The organism is Caulobacter sp. 73W, assembly GCF_041021955.1.
GTDB lineage: Bacteria > Pseudomonadota > Alphaproteobacteria > Caulobacterales > Caulobacteraceae > Caulobacter.
Map to the genome: position 1 here is coordinate 1,449,693 of NZ_CP158375.1, position 26,969 is coordinate 1,476,661.

A 26,969-nucleotide genomic window follows, 5' to 3' on the forward strand; every position below is an offset into this window, starting at 1 on the left:
ATCGCTTTTGTGCATGACATTTCCCTCGATCAGAACTCGGCGCGCACCTCGGCGCCGACGGTGCGCGCCGGGCCGAAGAAGGCGGAATAGGAACCGGTCAAGCCGGGCGAGTCATAGATGCGCAGGGCGTAGCTTTCGTCGAAGGCGTTCTCGACGAAGCCGGCGACTTCATACTTGCCGTCGGCGAACCGCACGCCCGCGCGGAAGTTGGCGATCCCGAAGGCCGCCTGGCGGGTGGCCGGATTGAGGTCGCCGCCATAGATGACCTCGTCGCGCCAGTTGTATTCGCCGCGCAGGAAGCCGATCACGCCGTCATCGAGGCGGAAGTCTTGCTGACCACGCAGGGTGATCTGCCAGCGCGGATTGTTGCTGAGATCCTTGCCCGACAGGTCCTGGCCGGTCGCCGGGCAGGTGCGCGTCGCCGTCTGCACGCTGGTGCAGGGCGCGCCCAGGTACTCCTTGAAGATGGCGTCGACATAGGCCACGCCCAGCGAGGCCGAACCGCCGGTCCACGGACGGACGGCCACGTCGGCTTCGAAGCCCTGGCTGCGCAGCTTGCCTGCGTTGCGCAGGATCTGCGACGAGGTGACGTTGTCGAACGACGAGGCCTGGTAGTTGCTGAAGTCGCTGTAGAAGATCGTGGCGTTGGCGGTGAGGCGATTGGCCAGCCACTTGGTGCGGGCGCCCAGCTCGAACGCCAGCACGGTTTCCGGCTTCAGAACAGCGCGGTCCGGCTGCAGGAAGAAGACGTTGCCGGTGTTGTTGTCGATGGCCCGGCCCTTGTAGCCGCGCGACACCGATCCGTAGAAGTTCTGACCGCTCTCGGTGGTGTAGCGCAGGCCCGCGCGGCCCAGCCAGTTGGTGTCGTTGGTCTTGATGATTCCGCGGAACGTGCCGGGCGTGAAGGCGAAGTAGTTGCCCGACCGGAAACTGGAAACCTTCAGATCCTCATAGAGGCCGCGAGCGCCGGCGAAGGCCTCGAAGCCGCCGCCCAGGTCCAGCGTGCCGTCGGCGAAGATGGCGTAGTTGTTGGTGAGGGTCTTGCCGATCCCCGTGGTCGAGCTCTGGCCCAGGATGGTGCCGCGGCCGCCGGCGGTGATCGTGTCGCCCTTCTGGACGTGGTGATAGGCGTAGGCGCCGACGATCCACTGGAAGGCCTCGCCCGGCGCGGAGATCAGCTGGACCTCCTGGGTGTAGACGGCCAGGTCGCGTTGCTGGCGCGGGTCGTTGCCGATGTTCACCGGCAGGCCGTCGACATCAATGGTGTCGAGCTCCTTCCAGGTGCGGTGACCGGTGATCGAGCGGATGGTCAGCCCGCTCTCCAGGCGGTGATCGACGATGCCGGTCAGTTGCATGGTGCGGGTCTGCTCATTGAGCGGACCGTCAGCCAGCGAGATGCGGTTGTCGGGACCCGGCTTCACGCCCCAGGTCGCAAGCGCCGGCAGCAGATAGGTGCGGGTGAGCGCACCGTAGGCGATCGGCTCCAGCCCGTAGAAGCTGGTGCGGCAGCACTGGTTGTCCTGCTCTTCGTACTGGGCGATCAGCTGGACGTTGGTCTGGCCGACCTCGTAGTCGCCGCGCAGGCGAACGCCCCAGCGATCACGGGTGTTCTCGCGCCGCCCCTTCACCGGGTTCCACACTTGGCCCTTGGACTGGTCGAGCATGAAGCCAGATAGACGCGCCTTGAAGCTCTCGGTCAGGGGGCCGCTGACGCCGCCCTCCAGACGCACTTCGCCGAGCGTCGAGCCGTAGCGGCCGTTGAGGTAGGCGCTGACCTCATCGGTAGGGCCGCGGGTGACGATGTTGACCACGCCGGCCGAGGAGTTCTTGCCGAACAGCGTGCCCTGCGGGCCGCGCAGCACTTCGATGCGCTCGATGTCGAACAGGTCGACCAGCGCGGCGCCGCCCGGACCCGAAACGATGCCGTCGATGACGGTGGAGACGCTGGGCTCGGTCGCCGAACCGAAGGCGGCGCTCCCGACGCCGCGGATGCGCAGACCCGCGCCGGCCGACGACTGGCCCGGCGAGAACGAAAGGGATGGAGCGATGGCGTACAGGTCCTCGACCCTGTTGACGCCCTGGCGCCGCAGCTCGTCGCCGCTGACCACGCTGATGGAGATCGGCACCTCGGCCAGTCCCTGTTCGCGCTTCTGCGCGGTGACGATGATCTCTTCGATCTGCGCCGCGTCCTGTGCTTGCGCCTGCGTAGCGAGACCGTGCGAACCCCCAACCGCCAAGCATGCAGCAAGCATGCCTCGCGCGCCTTTTGACCCGATCATGAGCGCCCCTCCCTAGGGCTTTGCGTATTTTTATGACCTCAGTCTAGGTGCATCTTTTTATAAAAGTCACCCATTTATTTATAGGCTAGATGTATTAGCTTCGCCGCGAACATGGAGGGTGGCCCGCCGCCCGCCACCAGCGGCGTTGCGCAGGATCAAACACACGATCCGTCGCCTTGGCGCATATGAGAGAAGGCGCCCTGCGGCGATTTGGTTACAAGCCAGATGCGGCGGTGCGATCGCGATGGAACAGAGACGAGGCCGATGACAGGATCGAACAGCGAGCAGGCCGCGCCGCCGCACCAGGGCGGACGGGAGACGGCCCGATGAGCCTGCGCTCTGTGAGGACGTCAAGCGCTCAGCGGCCCCTGGCCATGGCCGGGCTGGACGAGGCCCTGGGCTTTCGCCTGCGCATGCTGGAGCAGTACATCCTGCGCAACTTCGCGCTCCACATGGACCCGCTGAAGATCAGTCCGACGCTCTATTCAATCCTGATGCTGATCCAGGCCAATCCAAAGTGCCGGCAAGCCGAACTGAGCCAGGCCCTGGGCATGCATCAGCCCAACCTTGTCGAGCGCGTGGGGCTGTTGATCGACCGGGGGCTGGTGGCCCGCGCCGAGGACCCCGCCGACCGGCGCGCCAATGTCCTGGAGCTGACCTTCGCCGGCCAGCACTTCATGGAAAAGGTCGCGCAGGCCCACGACCTTCACCTGGCCGACCTGTACAGCCAGCTCGGACGGGATCGCTATGAGGCCCTGCTGGCGCTGTGTGCGCCGGCCGAGGAGGCCGATCCGGTCAAGGCCTAGCGCCAGACGCGCATCATGGTGGCGATGAGGGCGCGGCGCTCGTCGTCGGACAGCCAGGGCAGCACGCGCGTCTCGTGGTCGATGATCCGCGCCTCGACTTCCGTCGCCACGGCCCGTCCGGCTTCGCTGAGCCGTAAGCCTTGCGAGCGTCCGTCGGCGGCGATCCGCTCGATCAGACCGGCCTCGGTCAGGTCCGCCGTCAGCGGCGCCATGTTGGCCCGCTTGATCCCCAGCAGGCGGCCGAGCTCGCTCTGGGTGATGTCGGGGCGCTCGCCGATCAGCATGAGGATCGAGGCCTCGGTGATCTTCAGGTCCAGACCCTGAAGCGACTGGGCCAGGTCCGCCAGGATGGCGGCCGAGGCTCGCCGGATCTGATAGCCTAAAAAGCCTTCGAGGCGATTGCCCGGCTGGGGGTTCGAAGAGGCCGGCTTGTCGCTCATCGGCGCGTTCAAGCATGGGGACTGGGACATGACAATCGCCTCCCCGATCTCAGTCGACCGTCGCCGGCTTTGAAGGCAGGCCGACCAGGGCGACCGCCGCCATGAGCGAGCCCAGCGCCATCACCAGGGCGACCAGGCCAAGGCCCAGGCCTTGCGCGAAAAGCAGACCGGCCACGATCGGGCCCAGCACCGCGCCGCCGCGCCCCACCCCGATCGCAAAGCCGGTGCCGCCGGCGCGAAGAGTGGTCGGGAAGGCCTGGGCGAGCAGGGCGTAGAACCCGACCACGCCGGCGTTGGTGCAGAAGCCGGCGACGGCGGCGAGAAGGGCCAGCATGCCAAGGCCGTCCTGCACCTGGCCGAACAAGGTCACGAAGCCCGCCGACAGGATCAGGGCGCCGATGACCAGCGGCCGCAGGTTGATGCGGGTGGTCAGCAGGCTGAGCAGGACCGCGCCGCTCAGGCCGCCGACATTGGCCCAGACCAGCACGCCGCCGGCCAGCGAAGGCGCGTAGCCCATATCGACCACGATCTTCGGGATCCACTTCAGGATGAAGTAAAAGGTCATGATGTGCGCCGCATAGGCGAAGGTCAGCAGCAGGGTCGCCCGCGCCATGCCCGGAGCGAAGAGTTGGCCAAGCGACGGCTTGACCGCCTTGGGCGACGGGGGCGGCAGGGCGGCGACGGTGGGATGGCCCATCCGCGTCAGCTGATGATTGACCCGCTCCAGGTCTCCCGCTCGACGACGATTGGTCAGGAAGCCCACCGATTCCGGCAGCAGGATCCAGGCCAGCGGCAGGCAGGCGGCGGTGCAGATGGCGCCGAACACGAATACATGTCTCCACTCGCCGCCGGACAGCAGCATGGAGGCCACCGCCCCGCCCGCCACCGCGCCCAGGGGATAGCCGCCCGCCATCAGCGCCACGGCCAGGTGGCGGCGGCGGTCATTGGCGAACTCGGCGACCATGGCGTTGGTGCAGGCCAGCATGCCGCCGATGCCCAGGCCCGTAGCCATGCGGATCGCCGAAAGGGACGGCAGGTCCCAGGCCAGGGGCGCCAGGCCCATTCCCACGGCCATGAGCACCAGACAGCCCAGGATGATCGGGCGTCGGCCGAGCCGGTCTGCCAAGCCGCCGATGATCACCGAGCCGGCGGCCATGCCGATCAACTCCATCGACAGCACCACGCCCAGGGCGGCCCGATCGACACCCCACTCGGCGGCGATGCCGGGCGAGGCGAAGCTGATCGACAGCACGTCGAAGCCGTCGAGGGCGTTGAGGAGGATGCAGGCGATGACAGCCAGCCACTGGGCCCCGCCCATGGGGCGGCTGGCCATTATGGCGCGCGGATCATCCAGCGCCGCAGAGCCGTTGAAAGAGGTCATGCAGCGTCTCCGAAAAGCAGGTTGAGCGCGTTGGTCTTGAGGATCGGCTCGCGCACCTTGGGCGAAAAGCCGGCTTCATCAAAGGCGGCGATCCACTTGTTGGGCGCGATCAGCGGATAGTCTGAACCGAACAGGAATTTATGACCAAGGGCGCCGTTGGCGTACTGGGCGATCTGCGGCGGGAACTTGCGCGGGCTCCAGCCCGACAGGTCGATGAACACGTTGGGCTTGTGCAGCGCCATCGACAGCGCCTCGTCCGTCCACGGCCAGCTGGGATGGGCCAGGACGATGGGCATGTCGGGAAAATCCACCGCCACGTCGTCGATCAGGATCGGCTGGCCGTACTTCAGGCGCACGCCCCCGCCGCCGGGCATCCCCGTGCCCATGCCGCTGTGGCCAGTGTGGAAGATGGCCGGCAGCTTGTAGTGGTTGATCACCTCATAGAGCGGCCAGGCCATCCGGTCGCCGGGATCGAAGTCCTGCAGCGGCGGATGAAACTTGAAGCCGCGCACGCCGTGATCCTCGATCAGCCGGCGCGCTTCGAGCGCTCCAAGCTTGCCCTTGTGCGGGTCGATGGAGGCGAAGGCCAGCATCATGTCGCTGTTGTCGGCGGCGGCCTGGGCGATTTCTTCGTTGCGGATGCGCCGGATGCCGCGGCCGGCCTCCATGTCCACGGTGAACATCACCAGGCCGATATTGGCGGCGCGATAGTGGGCTATGGTCTCGGGGATGGTCGGGCGTCGGCGTTCGGTCTTGAAGTACTCTGTGCTGGCGTCGAGGAACTCGCCGAAGACGGGATCCTCGGGATCGTGGCAGGAGACCTCGGCATGAACATGAAAGTCGATCGCCAGGCGCTTTTCGAAATCGCTGCGAGCCATGACGGCGTCTCCTGGCGTCGAGGGGGGACCGCTAGGGTCGATCGACCAGCATGAGGGCGTCCAGAGCGACGGCGCCCTGTCCCTTGGGATAGACGACCACCGGATTGAGATCGATCTCGCGGATCTGCGGCGTCGACAGCAGGGCCTGCCCAACGATCTCGACCATGGCCGCGACGGCGTCGACGTCCAGCGGCGCGGAGCCTCTGAACCCGGTGAGCAACGGCGCCTGCTTGAGGCCCAGGATCGCCTCGACGATGGCTTGTCGCGTCAGGTCGGCCCCCAGCAGTTTAACGTCCTGCAGGATCTCGGCCTGCACGCCGCCAAAGCCGACCAGGATGACCGGCCCCCAGTCAGGATCGTTGCGTGCGCCGATGATCAGTTCAACGCCGCGCGCGCCCATGGCTTCCACCAGCACGCCGTCGAGCGACAGGCCCGGGCGGTGGCGCGCGATGTTGTCGTGCAGTCGCGCCCAGCCGTCGGCGACCGCTTGCGCGTCCCCAAGGCCGAGGATGACGCCGCCGGCGTCGCTCTTGTGCGACAGGTCGGCGGACTGCGCCTTGAGCACCACCGGATAGCCCAGCGCCGTCGCCGCGGCGACCGCCTCGTCCGCCGTGGTCGCCAGACGCCCCTTGGGGAAGCTGACGCCCAGGGGAGCCAGGATCGCCTTGGCTTCGTGTTCGGGGATCACGCCTTCGCGCGCCGACAGTGCCGACATGTCCACCCGGGCGCGATCGGCCGCGTCGAGGTTGCGCGCCGCGTGGGCGTTCAGGCGCTTGATCGCGCGCAGGGCGCGTTCGGTCGACGGGAAGTAAGGAACACCCGCCGCGCGCAATTGCGCCACCACGCCCTCGGGCAGGATCGCGCCCTCGTCCAGTCCGGCGAAGATCACCGGCTTGCCGGGCTTGCCTTGCTTGACCGCTCGCAGGATCGGCGGAGCCTTGATGCCCACCGTGACAGGGTCGGTCTGGATGATGCCGACCACGACGGCGCCGAAGCGCTGGTCGTCGAACAGGGCGGTCAGGGTGCGGTGATAGAGGTCGGGCTCCACCAGCCCCTGGGCGGTCAGGTCCAGCGGATTGCTGACCCCGACGAACTCCGGCAGCGCCGCGCGCAGGGCGGGGGAATCTTCGTCGCCGATGGTCGGCAACGGCAGATCCAGCTCTTCGCAAAGGTCGAGGGTCAGGGCCTTGAAGGCGCCGGACTCGCCGAGCACCACCGTGCCGCCGCTGGGGGCGACCGGGCAGCGCAGGGCGATCTCGGCGATGTCGCCAAGCTCTTCCAGCGTCTCGGCCATGACCACGCCGCAGCGTTCGACCAGGGTGCGCATGACCTGATAGTCGCCGGCCATGGCGCCGGTGTGCGTGGCGGCCGACTGGCGGGCGGCGGCGCTCTTGCCCGGATGCAGAAGCACGATGGTCTTGCCGGCGGCGCGCGCGGCGCGGGCGGCGGCCATGAAGCGTCGCGGCTTGCGGAACTGCTCGACGATCATGGCGATCACGCGGGTGGACGGGTCATCCACCAGGTGTTCCACATAGTCCTCGACGCCGCTGGCGGCCTCGTTGCCGGTCGATACCGAATAGGACAGACCCAGCGCGCGGCTGGCGATGGTCACGGCCAGGACCGCCGCCATGGCGCCGCTCTGGGAGACGATGGCGACGCCTTCGCGATCGCCCAGGGGTTCGGCCAGGGTCTCGACAAAGGTCAGCGGCACGCCGTCGACATAGTTAACCATGCCCAGGCAGTTGGGCCCCTCGATCACCATGCCCGCCGCCTTGGCGACGCGGGCGATCTCCTGCTGCTCGGCCATGCCCTCCTCGCCGCCTTCGGCGAAGCCGGCGGAGAAGATCACGGCGGCGCCCACTTGGCGTTCGGCCAGCGCCTTGACCGCATCCAGGACGGCGGCGCGCGGGATGGCCAGCACGGCGGCGTCGACGCCCAACGGCAGGTCGGCGATGGACTTGAGGCAGGGCCGCCCATCGATCTCATCGCGGCGCGGGTTGATCAGATGGATGTCGCCCTTGAAGCCGTTGCGCACCAGGTTGGACAGCACCGAAGCGCCCAGGGCGCCGGGTGTGGGCGAGGCGCCGACAATGACCACCGAGCGCGGCGAGAGCAGGCGCTGGATGGGGATGGCGGCGTCCGTCGAGGAATCCATCGGGGCGATCGGCGACAAGGGCTGGATGGTCACGGTCGATCAGGCCTTCTGACGCGACTTGTCATACGCGCCGAGGCCCGGCTTGTAGGTCTTGTCGTCGATGAACTGCTTGATGCCTTCCTTGCGGCCGTCGTTGTCGAAGCTGTTGGCGGCCTCTTGCGCGCGGATCAGGAAATCCTCGGCGTTGTCGTAGGTCATCTCGCGCACCCGGCGCACGGCGTCCTTGGTCGCCTTCAGCGCCACCGGGTTCTTGCCCAGCAGCACCTTGGCCACCTCGGCCACGCGGGCCTCCAGCTTGTCCAGCGGCAGGGCTTCGTTGACCAGGCCCCACTCGGCGGCGGTCTTGCCGTCGACGTTCTCGCCCATCATGGCGTGGTACATGGCGCGGCGGAACGACAGCAGCTCGGCCGCGACCTTGGAGGCCCCGCCGCCTGGCAGGATGCCCCAGTTGATCTCGCTGAGGCCGAACTGAGCCTCCTCGGCGGCGAAGGCCAGGTCGCAGGCGAACAGCGGGCCGTAGCCGCCGCCGAAGCACCAGCCGTTGACCATGGCGATGGTCGGCTTGTTGTACCAGCGCAGGCGACGCCACCAGCCGTAGCTCTCGCGCTGGGCCTGACGCACGCCGCCCAGGCCCTGGGCCTCGGTGTCGCGGAAATACTCCTTCAGGTCCATGCCCGCCGACCAGGCGGAGCCCTCGCCGGTCAGCACCAGGACGCCCACGTCCTCGCGGTACTCCAGTTCGTCCAGGACGCGCATCATCTGGCGATTGAGCTTGGGGCTCATGCAGTTGCGCTTCTCGGGGCGATTGAACTTCACCCAAGCCACGCCGTCCTTGACGACAAAGGCGACGGTGTCTTGCTCGCTACGTTCGGTGGTCATGGTCTGTCCTTATGGGGCGGGGGAGGTGGTGCGCCTGACAAAGGTCAGGCCGCCCCGTTGCAATGCCTAGATGGGGTAGTGGCCGGACTGGGTCTCGATCGTGATCCAGCGCAGCTCGGTGAAGGATTCGATGCCGGCGCGGCCGCCGAACCGGCCGTAGCCGGAGGCCTTGACCCCGCCGAACGGCATCTGCGCCTCGTCGTGAACGGTCGGGCCGTTGACGTGGCAGATGCCCGACTTGATCTGGCGGGCGACGCGAAGGCCGCGCGCGGTGTCCTTGGTGAAGACCGCCGCCGACAGGCCGTACTCGGTGTCGTTGGCCAGGGCGATGGCGTGCGCCTCATCTCGAGCGCGGATGACGCCGACCACCGGCCCAAAGCTTTCGTCGCGGAAGAGCTTCATGGACGGGGTGACCTTGTCGATGACGGTGGCGGGCATCAGCACGCCGTCGGCGCGGCCGCCATTGACCTGCACGGCGCCGCCTGCGACGGCGTCGGCGACCAGGCTTTCGACATGGGCGACGGTCTTGGCGTCGACGACGGCGCCCAGGGGGGTCTTGCCCTCGCGCGGATCGCCCACCGCCATGGTGGCGACCTTGGCCTTGAACTTCTCGACAAAGGCCTCGGCCACCGCCTCGACGACGATGATCCGCTCGGTCGACATGCAGATCTGGCCCTGGTTCATGAAGGCGCCGAAGGCCGCGGCCTTGACCGCTTCGTCCAGGTCGGCGTCCTCAAGGACGATCATAGGCGCCTTGCCGCCCAGCTCCAGAAGCACGGGCTTGAGATGCTCGGCCGCCCGCTTGGCGATGATGCGGCCGACGGCCGTGGAGCCGGTGAAGTTGATGCGGCGCACGGCTTCATGGTCGATCAGGGCGCCCACCACCTCGCCAGCGTCCTTGGGAGCGTTGGTGACCAGGTTGACCACACCGTCGCCCAGGCCCGCCTCGGCGAAGGCCTCGATGATCAGGGCATGGGTGCGTGGGCACTGTTCAGAGGCCTTGAGCACCACGGTGTTGCCGCAGGCCAGCGGCATGGCCACGGCGCGCACGCCCAGGATGATCGGGGCGTTCCAAGGGGCGATGCCGACGATCACGCCGACCGGCTCGCGCACCGCCATGGCGATGCAGCCCGGCTTGTCCGACGGAATCACTTCGCCGCTGATCTGAGTGGTCATGGCGGCCGCTTCGCGGATGATCCCGGCGGCCAGCATCAGGTTGAACCGCGCCCAGCCCTCGGTGGCGCCGATCTCGTGCATCATGGCCTGGACGAAGGCGTCGGCCCGAGCCTCCAGGGCGCCGGCGGCGACCATCAGCTTGGCGCGGCGGCCGTTGGGGCCGAGCGCCGACCAGGCGGGGAACGCCGCGGCCGCGGCGGCGGCGGCGGCGGCGGCGTCAGCGGCCGTGCCGGCCACGGCGCGGGTGGCGACCTCGCCGGTGATCGGGTTGAGGCGATCAAAGCTGGCCGACCCGTCACGAGACTGGCCGCCGATGAAGAGGCTCACATTCGATTGGGTCATGACGGGCTCCCTAGAATTATTGTTATGAGGCATATCAATCCTGTTTGGGGTCCGCAAGCGTCAGGCGGAGGGTCGAGACAGGAAATCGCGTCAGCTGGATGCAAGCTTGGCGGAGCCCCTGCGGGCTCCGCCAGCCGGATCAGAACTTCAGGCGGGCCTCGACGAAGATCTGACGAGGCGCGCTGGGGATCTCCACCTTGCTGCCGGTGGGGGCCAGGGTCGCTTGGTAGATGTTGTAGCGAGTGTCGCCGAGGTTGGTCCCCTGCACCGCCAGCTCCAGCCCGTCGAAGGCGGCCGGCTCCCAGGCCAGGCGGGCGTTCACCAGGGTGTAGCTGTCCTGATAGGAGGTCGGATCCGCCGCGGTCAGGAACATGTCGCCCTTGTACGAGACGTCGGCCCGGACGGTGATGTCGCCGATGGCGGGGTGGAACTGGTACTGGGCGCCGCCGGTGATCGACCAGTCGGGTATCTGCGGCACGCGGTCGTCCAGCTTGAACCCGCTGCTCAGGGCGCCCGGCGCCAGCTCGTCGAACTTGGCGTCCACATAGCCGACATTGAAGTTGAGGTTCAGGTCGGCGGTCGGACGCGCCACGAACTCGGCTTCGAAGCCCCGGATCTTGGAGCTGCCCGCGTTGCGGGTGGTGCGCAGGTTGGCGTTGGTCACCGGATCGACCGACTGCACGGTCAGCTGGATCTGGTCGTACTGGCTCTGGAAGACGGCCAGATTGGCGGTCAGGCGGCGGTTGAACCAGTCGGTCTTCAGGCCCAGCTCGTAGGCCGCCAGTTCTTCCGGCTCATACTGAGGCGTCGGCACCAGCGCGTTGTTCGAGGCGCCGAAGCCGCCGCTCTTGAAACCTTCCGAATAGGAGGCGTAGGCCAGAATGTTGTCGGCCGGGCGCCAGTCCAGCCCGATGCGCGGCGAGAAGCTGTCCCATTCGGCGCTGGCGCGGCTGAACGGCACCTGGGTGGCGCCGCGCTGGGTGAAGAACACGGAGTAGGCGTAGTCCTTCTTGTCCTTGTTCAGGCGCCCGCCGAGCGTCAGATCAAGCTTGTCGGTGAACGACCAGGTAGCCTGGCCGTAGGCGGCGTAGCTTTCGGCGTTCATGTAGAAGTAGGTCAGGGTGTCGCCGGCGTCCGCGGGCGTACGCAGCGCCACGGGGATGTTCTCCCAGATCCCGTGGAAGCTCTCGGTGTACAGCACCGAGCTGCCCCGCTCCTTGAAGGCATAAAGACCGATGATGAAGTTCAGCCGGTCGTCGAACGCGCGCCCAGAGAGTTGGAACTCCTGGCTATACTGGTGCTGGTTGAGCTTGGTCTGCGAGGTCTGGAGCGAGAACGGGGTGTGATCCCCATCGACCCCGATCTCCGCCGAGATGGTGCGCCCCGAGGTGATCGACTTGAAGTTCAGGTTCTCGCTCAGACGCTGTTCAATCACCAAGGAGGCGCCGCCGATCTGGCTGTCGTCGTAGTTGGGCTGACGGTCCCAGGTCTTGTCGACATCCGTCGACACGTAGCGGCCGTCGACGATGCTTCCCGGCGCCAGACCCAGGCGCGCGGCTTCGGGCGCGGCGGCGTACTGGTTGAAGCGCGCCATCTTGGCGATCGTGGCGCCCGTCGGTGCGAAACCGGTGATGCGGCCCAGCGGCGGATGCTGGTTCTGTTCGGTGAAGTCGGCGTTCAGGCTGACCGTGGTGTCGGCCGTGGGCGTCCAGAGCAGCGCGCCGCGAAGAATAAAACGCTTCTCGTCCGAAAGCGGAGCTCCATCAAGCGCCTGCTCGCCCCAGCCGTCCGAGGTCAGATAGGAGGCCGTGAGTTTGCCGCCCAAGGCGCCGTCGATCAGGGGGCCGTTGATGCTGGCGATGTAGTCACGCCGACCATACTCGCCCAGACGCGTCTTCAGCAAACCACCCACTTCGCCGCTGACCCGCGGTCGGGTGGTCACCACATTGATCGCGCCGCCGATCGTGTTGCGGCCGAACAGGGTGCCTTGCGGACCGCGCAGCACCTCGACGCGCTCGATATCCTCCAGCGACAGCAGGCCGCCCACCGAACGGGCCAGATAGACGTCGTCGACATAGACGCCGACGCCTGGATCGGTGGGAAACTGGAAGTCGCCCGTGCCGACCCCGCGGATATAGGCGGCGAACGCCGAGCCGCCGCCAGCCGGGCGGTTGGTCTGGTGGATTTCAAGGTTCGGCGCGAAGTTGGTCATCTGACCCAGATTGGTGACGCCGCGCTCCACGAGCGCTTCGGCGCCAAGGGCGGTGATGGAGACGGGCGTGTCCTGCAGACGCGTCTCGCGCCGCTGGGCGGTGACGACGATCTCCTCGACGCCGTTGAAGGCCTCGGCGGTCGGCGCGGCCTGTCGGGCCTGGGCCGACGTGGCGACCAAGGCGGTCAGGCCGACCGTTGCAAGCAGCAAGGTGCGCGCACGCATGATCTTCGTGATGTTGGACAAGGCCGTCTCCCTGATGTTCCCCCCGCCTTCAGGCGGTACGACTGGAGCCTTGATGACTCCCATTTTTGATCCAGGTCATACTGTTTGTAGTGCAAACGGTTGTCAATCAATCCGATCGACCAGCCTGCCCTGAAGCGGCCGCCCGCAGGCCCAGAACAAGGACCGCGGCGACGGCGATGATGGCGCACAGCAGATAGATCGTGGCCGCGAAGTCGCCGGTCTGTTGGCGGATGATCCCCACCAGCGGGGTCATGATCATGCCGGCGGTGTTGCCGATCATGTTAACCACGGTGATGCCTGGGCCGGTGTCTTCACGCCGCAGCAGCGAAACCGGAATGGCCCAGAACACCCCCTGCGCTCCGCCCAGACCCAAGCCGCCCAGCAACAGCAGGACCACCGCCCGCCAACCCGGCTCGACCAGGAAGGCGCCCAGCAGACACGCGCCGCCAAGCACGGCGGCGGCGCCCAGGTGCAGGTGTCGCTCCTGGGTGCGGTCCGAGTTCCAGGCATTGAGGATCATGCCGGCCGCCACCCCGACCCACGGCAGAGCGGAGATCACGCCGATCTGCAGGGGGGCGCCCCGGCCACCTGGCGCACGACCTGGGCCATCCAGAAGATCAGACCCTGGGCGCCGGCCAGCAGGCAGAACCAGATCGCGCAGGCGGCCCAGAAAGAGCCGCTGCGAAGGAAAAGCAGCCGTCCGGCGGGGCCGGAACGCTCGGCCTGGTCACTGGCCGCCTCGGTGACGACCAGCGCCTTTTCCTCATCGTTCAGCCACCGCGCCGCCTCCAGGCGGTCGATAAAGACGTAATAGGCGGCGACGCCGCAGGCGATGGTGACGAGGCCCTCGACAAAGACCATGAAGCGCCAGCCCGACAGGGAGAAGAGGTGCAGGTCGGACGTCATCAGCCAGCCCGACAGCGGCGCGCCGATCACCTGCGAGATGGGGATGGCCAGCATGGTGCCGCTGATCGCCGAGGCGCGGAACCGGCGGGGCATCCACAGCGCCGCCAGATAGGCCGCCCCGGGCGCAAAGCCCCCTTCGGCGATCCCGAGCAAAAAGCGCAGGACGTAGAAATGCTCGGGCGTGCGGATGAATGCCATCAGGGTCGCCACCGCGCCCCAGACGATCACCGATCCCGCCACCCAGCGGCGGGCGTGGATACGCCGCAGCAGCGCGGTATGCGGATATTGCAGGGCGATGTAGCCGAGGAAGAAGAACAGGCCTGCGCCACGGCCGTACATCTCCGGCGACAGGCCGATCTCTTGGTTCATCTCCAGCGCCGCGATGGCGATGTTGGAGCGGTCCAGGGAGGACATGAAGATCAGGAAGGTGAGCGGCGCGATCAGCCGCCAGAAGATCTTGTCGCGAAGCCGGCGCTCGACCGGATTGAGGGCGGCCGACATCTCAGCCCCCCGTCGCCTGCGCGGCCGCACGCATGGAAATCATCGTCATCGTCTCCTCCCGATCCGCCCGGCTTGCCGCCGATGTTTCGGACGCGTTCGTCGCGCCCAGCAAATTCGTTTGCCATAAAAACAGTAAGCACAATATCGTATCTTTCATGCTGACCTCGTCACAGGCCCGATCCGCGCTCTTTTGTCTTGGTGTAGGGGCGTCCGTGCTCGGCCTCGGGCTGGGCGCGTCGGCCGTCGATCGCTCCAAGGCGCCCGGGGTGGTGGGCGACGTGGCCGGGCAGGTTCCCGCGCAGCAACAGCAGGCCCAGACCGCGCCTGTAGCGGCCAGCGCGGCCGGCGCCGCCACCCGCGACTGGGCCTCGCCCGGCGCCGGCGGGGTCCTGCCCGCGTCGGCCGACTATCCCAACGAGACCGGTCGGCTGGGCGTGCTAAATCTGGACGGCCCCATCCGCACCAAGGGCCATCCCTTCTTCACGCCGCTGGGCGCCAACGGCCGCGCCTGCGTGACCTGCCACCAGCCGGGCGACGCGATGAGCGTGTCGGTCTCGACCATCAAGGAGCGCTGGGCGGCGACGGGCGGCAAGGACCCGCTGTTCGCGGCGGTCGACGGCTCAAACTGTCCCAGCCTGCCCCAGGGCGATCCCAGGTCCCATTCGCTGCTGCTGGAGAAGGGGCTGTTCCGCATCTTCCTGCCGTTCCCGCCGCGCGCCGCCGACGGCTCGGTCCTGAAACCGGAGTTCTCCATCGAAGTCGTGCGCGACCCGACGGGCTGCAACACCGACCCGGTTTTTGGCCTGAAGAGCGACAACCCGATGGTGTCGGTCTTCCGCCGGCCGCGCCCCCTGGCCAATGTGAAGTATCTGCTGGAGCTGCCGCACGGCGTGCCGCCCAACGACAAGTTCTTCTTCAACGACAAAACACTCCTGCCTCGGGATCCCGAGACGGGCGGCTTCGTATCGATGCAGCTTCTGTCGGACGGCCGCCAGCCGACCCTGCGCACGCAGGCGGTCGAGGCGGCGGTCAACCACCTGCAGAAGGTCGGCGCCCCCAGCCGCGCCGAGTTGGACAAGATCATCGCCTTCGAGAAGCAGATCTATGTCGCCCAGGTCCAGGACATCGACGGCGGCGCCTTGACCGGCGACGGCGCGCCGCCCGGCCTTGGCCCACGCGCCCTGGCCGATGGAGCCCCGGCCCATCTGGCCAACAACGCGGTCAACCGCATCTTCGGCAGCTTCAAACCGTGGCTGGATGAAGCCGCCCTGCCGGGCGCGAACAAGGCCGAGCAGGCCCGCCGCGACTTTCGCGCCTCGGCGGCGCGCGGGGCGGATATTTTCTGGCGCCGCCGGTTCATCATCAAGGATGTGGGCCAGTACAATTCCAAGGGGCTGAGCAACCCCTTCAAGCGCTCCTGCGGCTCGGGCTGCCACAACACCCTGCTGGCCGGCATGGACCTGGCGCCGGGATTCATGGACCTGGGCCTCAATACCCACCCGACCAACGACCGGCCGGACCTGCCGCTGTTCAAGGTGACCTGCAAGGCGTCGGCTCCGCCCCAGGCCTATCTGGGCCGCACCATCTACACCTACGACCCGGGCCGGGCGCTGATCACCGGCAAGTGCGTCGATGTGGGCAGCACCATGACCCAGCAGATGCGCGGCCTGGCGGCGCGCGCGCCTTATTTCACCAACGGCTCGGCGGCCAATCTTCGCGAGCTGGTCGACTACTACGACCGCCGGTTCAACATCGGCTACAGCGAGCGCGACAAGCAGGACCTCGTCAACTTCATGAGGACGCTGTGATCCCCCGCGCCCTGGCCCTCGCCCTGACGGCGGCGTTCGCCTCGACCCACGCCCTGGCCGCGCCGGCGCCGGGCGACGCCGTCTCTTTCATCGCCTGCCCCGTCGCCCGCGACACCGGGCCCGACACCGACCTCTGCTTTTTCGCCGAGCACAGGGGCGAGAGTTTCGCCCTGCTCAATCCGCCGGACACCGGCGGTCCGGAACTGGGCCATCAGGTGCTGGTCGAAGGGGTGGTGACCGACAAGCCCCACCTGTGCGGCGGCCTTCAGCTGGAAGGGCGGTTCACGCCCCTTCGCGAACTGTCGCCGCAGTGCAATGTGTTGCTGCCCTTCGACGGCAAGACCACCATCGCGGCCGGTTCGGCCTTCAGCGTGGTGCAGCGGCGCACCGGACTGCAGGAGCTGGCCGAACGCGCCGAGCGCGAACCGGCGCTCTCCATCCTGCCGATGACCCAACCGCCGGCTCCACCGCCGCCCTTGCCGCTTAAGCCCTATCCGACCCGCAGCCTGACCCTGGACTACCTGTTCGACAGCGATCGCGGCGTGGGGCCGCAACTGGGCGAACTGGTGGCGCTCGTCGATTACGCCAAGGCGATCAAGGCGCGACGGGTGACGATCCGCACCCAGCGCGCCGCCAGCCGGCTCGATGACGGTCAGGTCCTGAATGAAGTTCCAGGGATGGGGCGTCGGCGCGCCGAAAAGCTGACGACGATCATCTCGGGTCTGGGTTTCGCGCCCGAGCGCATCATCACTCAGGTCAGCGAAGAGCCCCCGACGCCCGACGGCCGCGAGGACTGGCGCGCCCGCGCCGCCACGGTGACCGTCGAGCCCTGACCACCCCGCTCAACGAACCGCCGATTGACAACTGTATATATCACAAACAGTATTTCTTCATAACAATCCAGCCGAGCGGCCAACGCTCATGCGGACGTGGGGAGATACAAGCGTGATCGTCACCAATTCATCAGGGCTGGGCGCAGCCTCGCGCCGGATCGGCGAGCAGCCATGAGCAGCGCGCGCTTCTACGCCGTCGCCGACATCGGGCCAGACCGTGACGACCCGCGCGAGTGCTTTGCTCTGGTGCGCGACGAACTTCGCAAGGCCGATATCGCCTTTTCCCAACTGGAAGTGAACCTCACCGAACGCGGCGCCCGCCTGCCCCAGGTGCGCCACACCCATCGCGCCAAGGCCTCCAGCGCCGCGGCGATGAGGGACGCCGGCTTCACCGTCGTGTCGTTCAGCGGCAACCACTGCATGGACTGGGGCCGAGACGGCTTCTTCGACACCATCGACAACCTCAAGAGCGCGGGCCTGGACGTGGCGGGGGTGGGGGCCGATATCGCGCAGGCGCGCACGCCGGTGATCCAGGAGGCCAACGGGATCAAGGTCGCGTTCCTCGCCTACAACTCCATTCTGCCGGCCAACTACTGGGCCGAAGCTGATCGGCCTGGATGCGCGCCCATGCGCGCCTGGACGATCTACGAGCAGATCGAGCCCGATCAGCCGGGCACCCCCTGCCGCGTCCACACCTACGCCAATCGCGACGACCTGGCGTCGATGGCCGCCGACATCAAGGCCGCCCGTCAGCAAGCCGACGTGGTGGCGGTGTCGATACACTGGGGCATCCACTTCATCCCCGCTGTCCTGGCCGACTATCAGCAGGAGGTCGCGCACGCCGCCGTCGAGGCAGGCGCCGACATCATCCTTGGCCACCACGCCCACATCCTGAAGGGGGTCGAGGTCTATCGCGGCAAGCCGATCTTCTACTCGATGGGCAACTTCGCCATCGATCTGCGCATGACGCCCGAGCACGCCAAGGGAAAGGGCTTTCGAGAAATCCAGGCTCTCAGCCCCGGCTGGGAGCCCGACTTCGGCAGCCTCTACAACTTCCCGCCGGACTCGCGCATGACCATGGTTGTCACCGCTGACGCCACCGCGCAGGGCCTGACCAATGTCGGCTTTCTGCCCGCCTTCATCAATCGCGACGCGCAGCCCGAGATCATGAAGCCGGGGGACGAGCGCTTCGACAAGATCGTCGACTACATGCGCTGGGCTAGTCAGGCGGCCGGGCTGAACGCCCGCTTCACGCCAAGCGGGGAGACCGTGCTGGTCGACGCCCAGCCTGACCTCGACGCCCCTTCCACCCCCGCCGCGGAGACCGCCCGATGAACCTGCTCAACCGGACGCCCCTGCTGGTCGTCGTCGCGCTCTACATGCTGACCTACATTCCCTACATGGTCATCACCAAGCAGCTGTCGAGCAGCCCGGCGGCGGCGCTTGGCAGGCCGCTGACCGGACTGGAGATCCTGCCGGCCACCCTGATCGTCAGCGGCGTCTTCACCTTCATCTTCATCGCCTGGTCGGGCTGGTGGCGCGCCGCCAACCAGCGCCGGCTGCTGGGACTGGATGTGCCCTTCCCCACGCGCTGGACGTTCCTGTCGGGCGTCTGCACGGCGCTGGTCCTGTTCACCGTGCCGATGTCGCTGACCTTCGAGGGCGTGAGCATCCCGTTCATCCAGCTTTTGATGCGCGGCGACGTTCTGCTGCTGGCGCCGCTGGTCGACATCGCCTTCCGCCGCAAGGTGGCGTGGTACTCGTGGGTGGCGTTGGGCCTGGTGGCGATCGGCCTGTTCCTGACCATCCGCCAGCGCGGCGGGCTGCACCTGCCGCCCTTGGCGATCGGCACCATCGTTCTCTACACCATCGGCTATTTTGGCCGCCTGGCGGTGATGACCCGCGTCTCCAAGTCGGGCGATCCGGAGAGCATCAAGCGCTACTTCGTCGAGGAGAAGCTGATCGGCATTCCCATGGCCGTGGTCTTCCTGGCCATGATCCCGCTGCTGGGGCTGGGCGGTCAGGCCTCGGAGCTTTCCTTCGGCTTCTTTGGGGTTTGGGGAAGCGCGCAGATCTGGCCGATCCTGGTGCTCTCAGCCCTGCTGTTCGTGGTCTCGGTCTTCGCCGCCGTCATCCTGCTCAATCCGCGTGAAAACACCTTCTGCGTGCCGATGGAACGCTCTGCGAGCATCGTGGCCGGGATCGCCGCCTCCTTCATCCTGGCCATGGCGTTCGGCTTGCCGATGCCGACCTCGGCCGAGATCGCCGGCGCCCTGCTGATGATCGCCGCCGTCGTCCTACTGTCGGTCGCCCCCTTGCTCGAAAAGCGCCGCGCGCCGGTTTCGCCCAAGCTTCAGGCCGCCACCGAGGAGCCGTCGTGAGCTCAGGCGAAGGCCTTACTCGGCAGGTCGCCCGACACATCGCTGGCAGCCGGTTCGAACAGCTGTCGCCTCAAGCGCTGAGGATGACCCGCCTTTCGCTGCTGGACGCCGTAGGCGTGACCCTGGCGGCGAGCCGCCTGGGCGAGGGGGTCGCGGCCTTCGCCGACACGGTCGCCGAGACCGGAGGCGCGGCTCAGGCCAGCGTCGCGGGGTTCGGATTCAAGAGCTCGATCCTGGGGGCGGTGCTGGTCAACGGCGCCGCGGCCCACGCCCTGGATTTCGAGGACGCCTATGACGGCGCGCCGATCCACCCCAACGCCGCCTGTGTTCCGGTGGCCCTGGCCCTGACCGAGCACCTGGACCTCTCGGGCCAGGAGCTTTTGACCGCGCTGGCGGTCGGCTGCGATCTGGTCTGTCGCCTCGGCCTGGCGCTGAAGATCAATCCGGACGAGGCCGGCTGGTATCCGCCGCCGATCCTCAGCACCTTTGGAGCGGCGGCGGTGGGGGCCAGGCTCCTTGGGCTGAACGAGGATGAGACGGTCAACGCCCTGGCGCTGGCGCTCAACCAGGCGACGGCCACCGCGCAGTTCAAGACCGCGCCGGGCTCCACCCTGCGCTCGGTCCGCGACGCCTTTCCCGCTCATGCCGGCCTGCTGGCCGCCCTGCTGGCCAAGCGCGGCGTCCTGGGTTTCGACGGCGCACTTGAAGGCAAGGCGGGCCTCTTCTCGCTGTTCGCACAGGGCCAGTATGACCCCGACATCATCCTGGATGATCTGGGGAGCCGTTTCAGCGGCGAGCGCCTGAGCTTCAAGCCCTGGCCCAGTTGCCGTGGAACCCACGCCTTCATCGAGGCGGCCCTGGCCTTGCAGCGAGAGCACGGATTCACCGCCGACGAGGTGGAGGCCATGGTGTTCACCGGCGGCAAGGTGCAGCAGATGCTGGCCGAGCCGGCGGCGCAAAAGAGCGCGCCCAAGACCGCCATCGACGCCAAGTTCAGCCTGCCGTTCTCCACCGCCGCCGCCTTGATCGACGGCGAGGTGACGCTGGCCACATACGGTCCCTCCAGACTGGTGGATCCCACGATCCTGGAACTGGCGGCGCGCTTCTCCTACGTCCTCGATCCGGCCGCCACCCTGGCTGACGCCGCATCCGGGGAACTTGGCCTGGTCTTGCGTTCAGGCCGTCGCCTGCACAGGCGGATCAGCCATCCGCTGGGGGCCCCGCAAAATCCAATGAGCGAGCAGGACATCCTCGCCAAGTTCACCGCCTGCGCGCGCCTGTCCCGCCGCGCCCTTGCGAGCGAACAAATCCGGAGCCTGAGCGAGACGATCCTCACCCTGGATCGGATCGAGCGGCCGGGCGGGCGGCTGGCCGTGATGGCCGGCGAGGCCGACATACTGTAGCATAAACAAACAGTTCGGTTCTTGACAATTTGCGCATCGCCGATGACGTTGCGTCAGAGACGCCTCATCGAAAACCGCTGCTTGAACAGCGGTATGGCGTTCGGGGAGAGAACATGAACCATCCGCTCGTCGCGCCCGTCCGGCGCAAGACCCAATGGCTTTGCGCCAGCGCCCTGGCCGCCGCCGTCATCGCGCCCGGCGCGGCCTTGGCCCAGGCCGATCAGCCCATGGACACGGCCGTCGAGGAGATCGTGGTCACCGGCACCTCGATCCGGGGCGTGGCCCCGGTCGGCGCGCCCTCGCGTCCCATCGGTCAGGAGGAGTTGCAGGCCTCCGGCGTGGTCAGCACCGCCGACATCGTCCGCGCCCTGCCCCAGTTCATCAGCCTCGGCGCTCAGGAAGGCCAGGGCGGCCAGACCCAGAACGCGGCGGCCAACGTCACCCAGGGCACCGGCGTCAATCTGCGCGGCCTGGGCACCGGTTCGACCCTGGTCCTGCTCAACGGCCGCCGCCTGTCGCCCAGCGGCGTCGACTGGCAGTTCAACGATGTATCGATGTTCCCGAGCGGCGCCCTGCAGCGGGTCGAGGTCGTCGCCGACGGCGCTTCGGCCATCTACGGCTCGGACGCCGTTGCCGGCGTGGTCAACTTCATCTTCCAGAGCCGCTTCGACGGCGCCCGCACCTCGGCCAGCGCCGGCTTCGCCGACGGGGTCGAGCAATATCAGTTCGGCCAGACCTTCGGCAAAACCTGGAGCAGCGGCGACGTCTTCTTCGCCTACGAGCATTTCGAGCGCACGCCGCTGGACGCCGCGGATCGCGACTTCCTGTCGGCCGATCTTCGCCCCTTCGGCGGCCCTGACCGCCGGGTGACCAACGCCAACCCCGGCACCATCGTGGTCAGCGGCGTCACCTACGCCATTCCCACTGGCCAGAATGGGGTCGGCCTGTCGCCCAGCCGCCTGGTGGCCGGCACATCCAACCTGGGCGATCCGGCCCAGAGCCGTGACTTTCTGGCTCGTCAGAACCGCGAGAGCGTCGTCCTGTCCGTTCGCCAGGAACTGACCGACCGCCTGTCGGTCTCTTACGAGGGCTTCTACGGCACGCGCGACTTCAAGAACCGCGGCGGCTCGGCCGCGGGTGCGGCTGGCGCCGTGGCGGCGCTGGTGGTGCCGCGCTCCAACCCGTTCTTCGTGCACCCGACCAATCCGGCGGCGGCCTCGGTGACGGTCAACTACGACTTCGTCAACGACTTCGCCTCGTACAGCCATGGCCGCGAGTCGGTGTTCCAGAACGCGATCGCCGCGAAGTACGACCTGTTCGGCGACTGGATCGCCGAGGCGTCCTTCGCCAACAGCCGCTCCGATTCCGGGCGCCGCGCCGAAGGCCAGCTGCGCACGGTGAACCTGCCCTCCGTCCTGGCCGACACCAATCCGGCGACCGCCTTCAATCCGTTCGGGGACCGCGTGGCCCAGAACCCCGCCACCCTGGCGCGACTGATCGGCTTCTCGGACCTAAAGACCAGCTACATTCTCGACGACTTCAATTTCAAGGTCAGCGGCACGCTGTTCAACTTGCCCGGCGGTGCGGTCAAGGCCGCGCTGGGCGCCGAGGCCTACTGGGCCAGCGGCCGCTCCAACCAGGTGCGCAACACCACCACGGCCGCGCCGGTCACAACGTTGCACAGCCGCGTCACGCGCGACGTCAAGGCGGTGTTCGGCGAGATTTTCGTGCCGCTCATCGGGTCGCAGAACGCCATGCCGTTCGCCCAGCGCCTCGTGCTGTCGGCGGCGGCGCGATACGAGGACTATTCCGACTTCGGCCGCACCACCAATCCGAAGATCGGCCTGACCTGGGATCCGGTCTCCTCGCTGTCCCTGCGCGCCAGCTACGGCACCTCGTTCCGCGCCCCGACGCTCAAGGACATCGATGCGGCGGGCAGCGGCACCTACAACGTCGTCGACTTCATTGATCCGCGCTCGACCCAGGCCAACGGCCTCAGCCACGGCATCGAGCTTCTGGGCGGCCGCCCTGGGATCTCGCCGGAAGAGGCCGAGACCATCTCGGTTGGCGGCGATTTCGCCCCCACCTCGGTCCCCGGCCTGAAGCTGTCGGCGACTTACTACGCCGTCGACTACAAGAACCGCATCGATACCCTGCCCTACGCCACCACCCTGGCGAACCCGACGCTGCTGGGCCAATACATCACGCGCAATCCAAGCCCTGCTCTTCTGACCGATATCTACGCCTCGCCGTTCTACAAGGGCACGCCCGAGCCTTTCGGCAACTTCGTGCTGATCGTCGACAGCCGCCGCAAGAACCTTGGCGGCTTCAAGCAGACCGGCCTGGACCTTTCGGCCCAGTACGACTTCACCACCGGCCTGGGCGACTGGCGCGTGCGCGGCGACTGGACCGAGATCCTGAGCGCCAAGACCTCGCTTCTGCCAGGCTCCAACTTCGTGGATGTCCTGGACACCATCAATAATCCGGTCAGCACGCGGGTGCGTCTGGCCGCCGGCTGGAGCCGCGATGGCTGGTCGCTGGACGGCTTCGTCAATCACGTGGGCTCCTACACCAACACCCTGGTGACGCCGAACGCCAAGGTCGACGCCTGGACCACCGTCGACCTGACCGCCGCCTATGTCGTGCAGAGCAGCTCCAGGCTGCTGCAGGGCGTGCGCCTGGCGGTCAGCGCCCAGAACGTCTTCGACGAGGATCCGCCCGTGGTCATCAACGGTCTGATGGCCTTCGACAGCGCCAACGCCAGCGCCATGGGCCGTTTCGTGAACTTCAGCATCGCCAAGCAATGGTGAGGCGCGCCGCACTCGCGGGGGCGGCCGCGGCCGTCCTTCTCCTGCCGGCCGCCCCCATCGCCGGCGCGGCGGCCTCAACGGCTGCGCCGGCGGGCGGGGCCGCCGACCGGTGCGCCGCGCTCGCCGCCGCCGGCGCCTTCAGGGGCGTCCAGGTGGACGCCGCGCAATTGACGCCGGCCGCCTGGACAAGTCCCGCGGTCTCCAACCGAAACGCCCAGCCGGTGGCGGCGAGCGTGTGCCGGGTGCAAGGCCGCATCGAAGGCGACGTCGGCTTCGAAGTGTGGCTGCCCGTGGACGGCTGGAACGGCCGCTTCCTGGGCACGGGAGTCGGCGGCAACGCCGGCTATCTGAACTATACGGACATGGCGCGCGGGGTCGGCCTCGGCTTCGCCGCCGCCTCGACCGACACCGGGCACAGTCTGGAGGACGTCTCCTGGGTGGCCGATCCGCGCAAGGTCGCCAACTACGCCAATGTCGCCCACCACCGCCTGGCGGAAGTCTCCAAGGCCATGCTCGCCCGCTTCTACGGCGAGCCGGCACGGCACGCCTACTTCATCGGCTGCTCGGGCGGCGGGCGCCAGGCGCTCAAGGTCGTGCAGGATTTCCCCGCCGACTATGACGGTGTGATCGCCGGTGCTCCGGGGCTGGATCTGGTCACGCTCTCGGCGCGCCATCTCGGCGCCTCCCTGCATGCCTTGCGCGATCCGGACGCGGCGGTCTCGCCCGCCGCCTGGGACGCCATAGGACAGGCCGCCGTAAAGGCCTGCGACACCGATGACGGCGTGACCGACGGCGTCGTCGCCAATCCGGCCGCCTGCCGCTTCGATCCCGCTTCCCTGGCCTGCGGAACCACCGCATCGTCGGTCTGCCTGACGCCCAAGCAACTGGCGACGGTGCAGGCGATCAGTGCGCCGCTCACTGTGGGCGGACGCGACGTCGATCCGGGCCTGCTGCCTGGGGTCACCCCAAGGCCGGGCCCGCCGCCCGCCCTGGCCCGATCAATCTTTGGCCATCTGGCGCACGGCGACGCGAACTGGAATCCGATCGGCTTCGATCCCGACAAGGACGTCCCGCCCGCCTGGAAGGGCTTGCCGACCATGGCCGCCGAGAAGACCGACGTGGCCGCCTTCGCCAAGCGCGGCGGCAAGCTGATCGTCTATCACGGGCTCATCGACCCAGCGACCCTGCCGCAACCGACAACGGCCTATGTGGAGGCCGCCAAGGCCAGTGTCGCCAAGGCCGGCGGCCCCGATTTCGCCCGCCTCTATCTGGCGCCCGGCATGCTGCATTGTCAGGGCGGCCCGGGCGCCGACCGCTTCGGCCAGGCCGGCGACCGCGTCACCGCGGACGACCCGCGCTCCAACGCCCTGTCGGCCCTCGTGCGCTGGGTCGAAGAGGGACAGGCGCCGCAAGACTTGCGGGCCTCTAAGATCGAGGCCGGCAGAACGATCTTCACCCGCAAGCTTTGCCCGCATCCGCAGGCGGCGGTCTACAATGGCGTCGGCGATCCGGACAGCGCCGACAGTTTCGTCTGCCGCGCCCCGGCGGACGGCGACAAGGAGTAAGCGTTCCCATGGCTGACGACGTCCAATCGCTCTCTTCGGTCCCGCAAGATTTCGACGCTCTGGCGCCGGAGACCTTCGACAGCGCCTGGGAGGAGTACGGCCGCCTGCGCCGCGGCTGCCCGGTGGCGCACAGCGACGCCTGGGGCGGGTTCTGGGCGTTGATGGGCTACCACGACGTCGTGCGCACCGCCGCCGACCACAAGACCTTCACAACCACGGTCCAGAACGTGGTGCCCAAGGTCGCCTTCACCGGACGCCGCCCGCCCCTGCACCTGGATCCGCCCGAGCACACCCCCTATCGCCGCGCGCTCAATCCGCTTTTGACCCAGGACCGCGCCGACCTTCTGGAGCCGATGATCCGCAGGCTGGCGGGCGAGATGCTCGATCCTCTGATCGCCGCCGGCAAGGCCGACATCTGCACGGACTTCGGCAGCTACCTGCCCGTGCGGGTGTTCGCAGAATGGATGAACATGCCGGCCGAGGATGCGGTGCGCCTGGCCGCTGTCGGCCGGGCGTTCAACCTGGCCGTCCAGTCGAAGATCGACGAGGTGGTCAAGTCGACCAGCCTCGAGCTCTACGCCATCGCCCGGGCGCTGATCGACGAGCGCCGCGCCAACCCGCGCGATCCGGATCTCGACCCGACCTCGGCCCTGCTGGCCGCGCGACAGGACGGCGAGCCGCTACCCGACGATCTGATCCTGGGCACCATCCGCCAGGTGCTGGTGGTCGGCATCGTCGCGCCCATGGTTCACGTGGGCAGCATGTGCGTGCACCTGTCGCGGGACCAGGCGCTGCAAGATCAGCTGCGCGCCGATCCCAGCCTGATGCCGGCTGCGATCGAGGAGTTCCTGCGCCTCTACACCCCCTATCGCGGGTTCTGCCGTACGGCCCGCGAGCCGGTGACCATCGGCGGCCGCGACATCGCGCCTGAGGAGCCCATCGCCCTGGTCTACGCCTCGGCCAATCGCGACGAGACGGTGTTCGAGAACCCCGACCAGTTCATCCTCAACCGGCCGAACATCCGCGAACACGTCGCCTTCGGCGTCGGCGCGCACCGCTGCGCCGGCAGCGCCCTGGCGCGGCTGGAGCTTCGGGTGATGATGGAGGAGCTTCTGGCCCGCACGCGCCGCTTCGAAGTCGTTGGCGAGATCACCCCGACCCGATTCCCCGAGATCGGCGCCCTGTCCGTGCCGCTGTCGCTGGAGGCCCGATAAGGGGTCAGGGCGCTCAGTTCGTCTAGTCGCCCACGCTTGGCCTTCCCAGACGCAGGACGGTGTCGGCGCGGGTCGCGATCAAGCGGGAGAAGCGACGTAGGTCTTCGCACTCGAAGCCACTGTGGGCGAGCCCATCGGTGACCAGGCCGAGCTGTTGAATGACTTGAGAGGCGAGCGCCCGAGCGCGGCGTTCTACAAAAGCTGGGGCCATGCCGATCTCTGCGCCGAAGACGCGCCAGGTGTCGGTCTCGAAATCTTCCAACTTGCCCTGTTTGCCGATCTTCATCGCCAGCTTAGCGTGAACTTCGGGGTAGGCGGCCGTGCACATCAGGTCGTAGAGCGGCGCCAGTTCGATGCCACCGTGTGCGTAGAGCAGGCTGTAGTTTTTGCCGCGAGCGTCGGCGTTTCCGACGATCAGATTGAAAATCGCCGCGTCCAGCAGCGCCAACACTGCAGGCGCGGCCGGCTGGCAAACCGCTCGGACCAGCGCAAAACAGTCTGCGAAGATCGGCCCTCCTTCGGCGGCGTACTTGTGCTCGGGCGAGATGCCAAGCGCCTGACAGAAATCCTCCTGATGGAGGCGAGCGATCACGCCATCAGCGCCGATCACTCGGTCGTGTCGGGTGACAAGCAGAAAGATGCGTTCGCCAACTCTACGAGGCTCCACTGGCGCCGTCGGCAGCCCCACAGCGCTGGCCAAGCGCATCGCCAACGCTTCGTTCTGCGTCATCGCGGGCCACATCGCACTGGCCGG

The 26,969-nt window shown here is 67.7% G+C and carries 21 protein-coding genes; 9 read left to right on the plus strand and 12 right to left on the minus strand.

The annotated features are described in order from the left end of the window. Positions 1-29 precede the first annotated feature (29 nt). Entirely contained in the window at positions 30-2,252 is a 2,223-nt protein-coding gene (locus ABOZ73_RS06915; protein ID WP_369061823.1) for a TonB-dependent receptor, read from the minus strand. A gap of 353 nt (positions 2,253-2,605) precedes the next feature. On the opposite strand from ABOZ73_RS06915, the gene ABOZ73_RS06920 reads away from it, so the two are divergent. Then, the gene (locus tag ABOZ73_RS06920; protein WP_369061825.1) at positions 2,606-3,085 is read left to right on the plus strand and encodes a MarR family winged helix-turn-helix transcriptional regulator; all 480 of its coding nucleotides are present in this window, start codon (positions 2,606-2,608) and stop codon (positions 3,083-3,085) included. Here ABOZ73_RS06920 and ABOZ73_RS06925 read toward each other — a convergent pair. From ABOZ73_RS06925 to ABOZ73_RS06970, 10 genes are all read right to left on the minus strand, one after another. Beyond that, positions 3,082-3,555 (minus strand): MarR family winged helix-turn-helix transcriptional regulator, encoded by a 474-nt coding sequence (locus ABOZ73_RS06925; RefSeq protein WP_369061827.1) that lies wholly within the window; start codon positions 3,553-3,555, stop codon positions 3,082-3,084. The genes ABOZ73_RS06920 and ABOZ73_RS06925 overlap by 4 nt on opposite strands. Positions 3,556-3,574: 19 nt before the next feature. Further along, a complete protein-coding gene (locus ABOZ73_RS06930) occupies positions 3,575-4,906 on the minus strand; it encodes an MFS transporter (protein ID WP_369061829.1) in 1,332 nt (443 codons plus the stop codon). Next, the gene (locus ABOZ73_RS06935; protein ID WP_369061831.1) at positions 4,903-5,784 is read right to left on the minus strand and encodes an amidohydrolase family protein; all 882 of its coding nucleotides are present in this window, start codon (positions 5,782-5,784) and stop codon (positions 4,903-4,905) included. The genes ABOZ73_RS06930 and ABOZ73_RS06935 overlap by 4 nt, the downstream gene beginning before the upstream one ends. 31 nt (positions 5,785-5,815) lie before the next feature. Continuing rightward, positions 5,816-7,972 (minus strand): acetate--CoA ligase family protein, encoded by a 2,157-nt coding sequence (locus ABOZ73_RS06940; RefSeq protein WP_369061833.1) that lies wholly within the window; start codon positions 7,970-7,972, stop codon positions 5,816-5,818. Between the two features lie 6 nt (positions 7,973-7,978). Further along, the gene (locus tag ABOZ73_RS06945) at positions 7,979-8,818 is read right to left on the minus strand and encodes a p-hydroxycinnamoyl CoA hydratase/lyase (RefSeq protein WP_369061835.1); all 840 of its coding nucleotides are present in this window, start codon (positions 8,816-8,818) and stop codon (positions 7,979-7,981) included. Positions 8,819-8,884: 66 nt separating this feature from the next. Then, positions 8,885-10,336 (minus strand): aldehyde dehydrogenase, encoded by a 1,452-nt coding sequence (locus ABOZ73_RS06950; protein WP_369061837.1) that lies wholly within the window; start codon positions 10,334-10,336, stop codon positions 8,885-8,887. 139 nt (positions 10,337-10,475) lie between these two features. Continuing rightward, a complete protein-coding gene (locus ABOZ73_RS06955) occupies positions 10,476-12,794 on the minus strand; it encodes a TonB-dependent receptor (RefSeq protein ID WP_369061839.1) in 2,319 nt (772 codons plus the stop codon). Positions 12,795-12,900: 106 nt separating this feature from the next. Then, the gene (locus ABOZ73_RS06960) at positions 12,901-13,353 is read right to left on the minus strand and encodes a hypothetical protein (protein WP_369061841.1); all 453 of its coding nucleotides are present in this window, start codon (positions 13,351-13,353) and stop codon (positions 12,901-12,903) included. Continuing rightward, entirely contained in the window at positions 13,350-14,201 is an 852-nt protein-coding gene (locus ABOZ73_RS06965) for an MFS transporter (protein WP_369061842.1), read from the minus strand. The genes ABOZ73_RS06960 and ABOZ73_RS06965 overlap by 4 nt, the downstream gene beginning before the upstream one ends. Position 14,202: 1 nt before the next feature. Further along, positions 14,203-14,358: a hypothetical protein gene (locus ABOZ73_RS06970; protein ID WP_369061844.1), complete on the minus strand. Its 156-nt coding sequence runs from the start codon at positions 14,356-14,358 to the stop codon at positions 14,203-14,205. Between the two features lie 55 nt (positions 14,359-14,413). On the opposite strand from ABOZ73_RS06970, the gene ABOZ73_RS06975 reads away from it, so the two are divergent. The 8 genes from ABOZ73_RS06975 (at position 14,414) to ABOZ73_RS07010 (ending at position 26,215) form a co-directional block, all read left to right on the plus strand. Further along, positions 14,414-16,009 carry a hypothetical protein gene (locus ABOZ73_RS06975; protein WP_369061846.1) on the plus strand — a complete coding sequence of 532 codons (1,596 nt, stop codon included), beginning with the start codon at positions 14,414-14,416 and terminating at the stop codon, positions 16,007-16,009. Then, positions 16,006-16,842 (plus strand): hypothetical protein, encoded by an 837-nt coding sequence (locus tag ABOZ73_RS06980; RefSeq protein ID WP_369061847.1) that lies wholly within the window; start codon positions 16,006-16,008, stop codon positions 16,840-16,842. The genes ABOZ73_RS06975 and ABOZ73_RS06980 overlap by 4 nt, the downstream gene beginning before the upstream one ends. 171 nt (positions 16,843-17,013) lie before the next feature. Further along, complete coding sequence (locus tag ABOZ73_RS06985; protein ID WP_369061849.1) at positions 17,014-18,177, plus strand: CapA family protein; 1,164 nt, start codon at positions 17,014-17,016, stop codon at positions 18,175-18,177. Then, positions 18,174-19,223 (plus strand): hypothetical protein, encoded by a 1,050-nt coding sequence (locus ABOZ73_RS06990; protein ID WP_369061850.1) that lies wholly within the window; start codon positions 18,174-18,176, stop codon positions 19,221-19,223. The genes ABOZ73_RS06985 and ABOZ73_RS06990 overlap by 4 nt, the downstream gene beginning before the upstream one ends. Continuing rightward, complete coding sequence (locus tag ABOZ73_RS06995; protein ID WP_369061852.1) at positions 19,220-20,626, plus strand: MmgE/PrpD family protein; 1,407 nt, start codon at positions 19,220-19,222, stop codon at positions 20,624-20,626. Before ABOZ73_RS06990 ends, ABOZ73_RS06995 begins: the two co-directional genes overlap by 4 nt. Before the next feature lie 113 nt (positions 20,627-20,739). After that, positions 20,740-23,436: a TonB-dependent receptor plug domain-containing protein gene (locus ABOZ73_RS07000; protein WP_369061853.1), complete on the plus strand. Its 2,697-nt coding sequence runs from the start codon at positions 20,740-20,742 to the stop codon at positions 23,434-23,436. Then, the gene (locus ABOZ73_RS07005; RefSeq protein WP_369061855.1) at positions 23,430-25,001 is read left to right on the plus strand and encodes a tannase/feruloyl esterase family alpha/beta hydrolase; all 1,572 of its coding nucleotides are present in this window, start codon (positions 23,430-23,432) and stop codon (positions 24,999-25,001) included. Before ABOZ73_RS07000 ends, ABOZ73_RS07005 begins: the two co-directional genes overlap by 7 nt. 8 nt (positions 25,002-25,009) lie before the next feature. Further along, positions 25,010-26,215 carry a cytochrome P450 gene (locus tag ABOZ73_RS07010; protein ID WP_369061857.1) on the plus strand — a complete coding sequence of 402 codons (1,206 nt, stop codon included), beginning with the start codon at positions 25,010-25,012 and terminating at the stop codon, positions 26,213-26,215. Between the two features lie 22 nt (positions 26,216-26,237). Here the strand turns inward: ABOZ73_RS07010 and ABOZ73_RS07015 are convergent, their stop codons facing one another. Next, positions 26,238-26,945, minus strand: coding sequence for a HipA domain-containing protein (locus ABOZ73_RS07015; RefSeq protein ID WP_369061859.1), 708 nt, complete (start codon positions 26,943-26,945; stop codon positions 26,238-26,240). Positions 26,946-26,969: the final 24 nt, after the last annotated feature.